Source organism: Protofrankia sp. Cas4 (assembly GCF_963555915.1).
Lineage (GTDB): Bacteria > Actinomycetota > Actinomycetes > Frankiales > Frankiaceae > Protofrankia.
This window is the reverse complement of sequence record NZ_CAUVXL010000108.1, coordinates 2837-4897: the sequence shown is the minus strand read 5'-3', so window position 1 is coordinate 4897 and position 2061 is coordinate 2837. Positions and strand designations below refer to the sequence as shown.

Genomic DNA, 2061 nt, shown 5'->3' with positions numbered 1-2061 from the left:
CGCTGGTCGTGGTGTTCAACTGGCGACACCGCAAAGATCTTTATTCCGGCAAGCACCGTCGATATGGCGTCAACATTCAAGTCATTGTCGACTTACATGGCCGTGTCCTCGGCGTAAGCCGGGCGTTCCCCGGAAGCTGGCACGACATGAGGTGTTTCAGTGAGGCCGAGTTGGCGCGATTGGTGGAATACTCCGGTGGCCTGATTGGCGACAAAGGATCCGTAATGAAGTAAGTAATGCAGGCCGGCATGCGTCTTCGCAGGTCAGTGATCATGCCGGCTTGCGCCGGCACCCTGTCCTGATGAGGATGTTGGTGCCGTCCGGTCCGACGTCGTCCTTCTGTGGTGCCGTGAGCCCGTAGGTCAGTGTGGCGCGGAGGTCCTGAGGAATCCTGTCCTGCTGCCACGAGCGCGTACCTCAGAATCTTTGTTGGCAGGTCCTCCCCGGGCGGTCTGTGCTGGTCGCGGGTCGAGGGGACGGAGATGGTCGTCGATGGATGTGCTGATCGATCGGGTCGCGGGGCTGGATGTGCACCGGGACACGGTCGTGGCGGCGGTGCGGGTGCCGGGGCGTGGTGGCGGGCGTCGGGGGGAGGTGCGGACGTTCGCCACGACGGGCGCGGGGCTCAGGCGGCTGGCTGACTGGCTGACTGGCTGACTGGCTGACTGGCTGACCACGGAACGGGTCTCGCTGGTCGGTATGGAATCCACGGGCATTTATTGGAAGCCCGTCTACTACATGCTGGAGGATTCCTTCGAGTGCTGGCTGCTCAATGCGCAGCATATGCACAACGTGCCGGGTCGGAAAACGGATGTTGCCGACTCCTTGTGGATTGCGCAGTTGTTGGAGCACGGTCTGGTGCGGCCGTCGTTCGTGCCCCCGAAACCGATTCGGGCGTTACGGGATCTGACCCGGCACCGGCGGACCACCGTCGAGGACCGGACCCGGGCGGTGCAACGCCTGGAGAAGGTCATGGCGGACTGTGGGATCAAGCTGACGTCGGTGGCATCCGAGCTGCTGGGGAAGTCCGGCCGGGCGATGATCGACGCGATGCTCGCCGGGGAGGAGGACCCCGAGGTGCTGGCCGACCTCGCGCGGCGCCGACTCCGTGTCAAGATCCCGCAGTTGCGTGACGCGTTGGCCGGGCGGCCACTCGCCGATCACCAGAAGGTGCTGGTCCGTCAGCTGCTCGCGCAGATCGATCTGTGCGACAGCGCGGTCGCTGAGCTGGACCGGACGGTCGAGGTGATGCTGGCTCCTTTCGCGGAGCTGGTGGAGCGGGTGACGACGATTCCCGGGGTGGGCCAGCGGACGGCGCAGTGCCTGATCGCTGAGGCCGGGATGGACATGACCCGGTTCCCAACCGCGGGACACCTGGCGTCCTGGGCGGGGATCTGCCCGGGCAACCACTCCTCCGCCGGCACGTCGCGGACTGGTCGCACCCGCCAGGGCTCCACCTGGCTGCGGACCGCGCTGACCGAGGCCGCCCACGCCGCCGCGATGACCCGCGAGACCTACCTCGCCGCGCACTACGCCCAGATCCGGGGCCGCCGCGGGGTCCAGAAAGCCGTCGGCGCGATCCGTCACGACATCCTCGTCGCCTACTGGCACATCGTCGCCGAGGAGACCGTCTACCGCGAGCTCGGACCGGACTGGGCACAGCGCCGCCACGGCACCGACGCCCAGCAGAAACGGCTCGTCGCGCAACTGGAGAAACTCGGCCTGAAAGTCACCATCGAACCTGAAGAAAAAGCCGCTTAGGCATTCGGGCGGCGTCCTCAGCGCCGTTTACGCACGGTGAACCTCGTCGGGGCCTGGTACCCGGCGCAATGCCGTACGCCCCGATCCAGCCCCTCCCCGTCTTCCTCGGTCACTCCGGGTAGCGAGCGTCTAGGGCCTTCGGTTCTCGGGGCGCCGCCGCGGGGCGCGTTCCAGCCCCTGCGTGGTCGCCCTATCCTCACCTCAGGGGCTCGCAAGGGCCCCAAAGTGAACAAGTTATTTCATTCCGAATCCAAAGGCTATCAGGGTTCTTCCGCGATCAGTTTGGTCAAGAAGAAACCT

The 2061-nt window shown here is 65.8% G+C and carries 3 protein-coding genes; all 3 read left to right on the top strand.

Features of this window, described 5'->3' with window-relative positions; translation table 11 throughout:
- Nucleotides 1-233 (top strand): transposase family protein (locus tag U9979_RS10060; protein WP_322779153.1); only part of this gene is annotated, 233 nt, incomplete at its 5' end.
- Nucleotides 234-492: 259 nt separating this feature from the next.
- Nucleotides 493-657, top strand: a complete 165-nt coding sequence (locus U9979_RS10055) for a hypothetical protein (RefSeq protein WP_322779152.1) — start codon at nt 493-495, stop codon at nt 655-657.
- Nucleotides 658-1761: an IS110 family transposase gene (locus tag U9979_RS10050; RefSeq protein WP_322779154.1), complete on the top strand. Its 1104-nt coding sequence runs from the start codon at nt 658-660 to the stop codon at nt 1759-1761. It begins immediately after the preceding gene.
- The last annotated feature ends 300 nt before the right edge of the window (nt 1762-2061 follow it).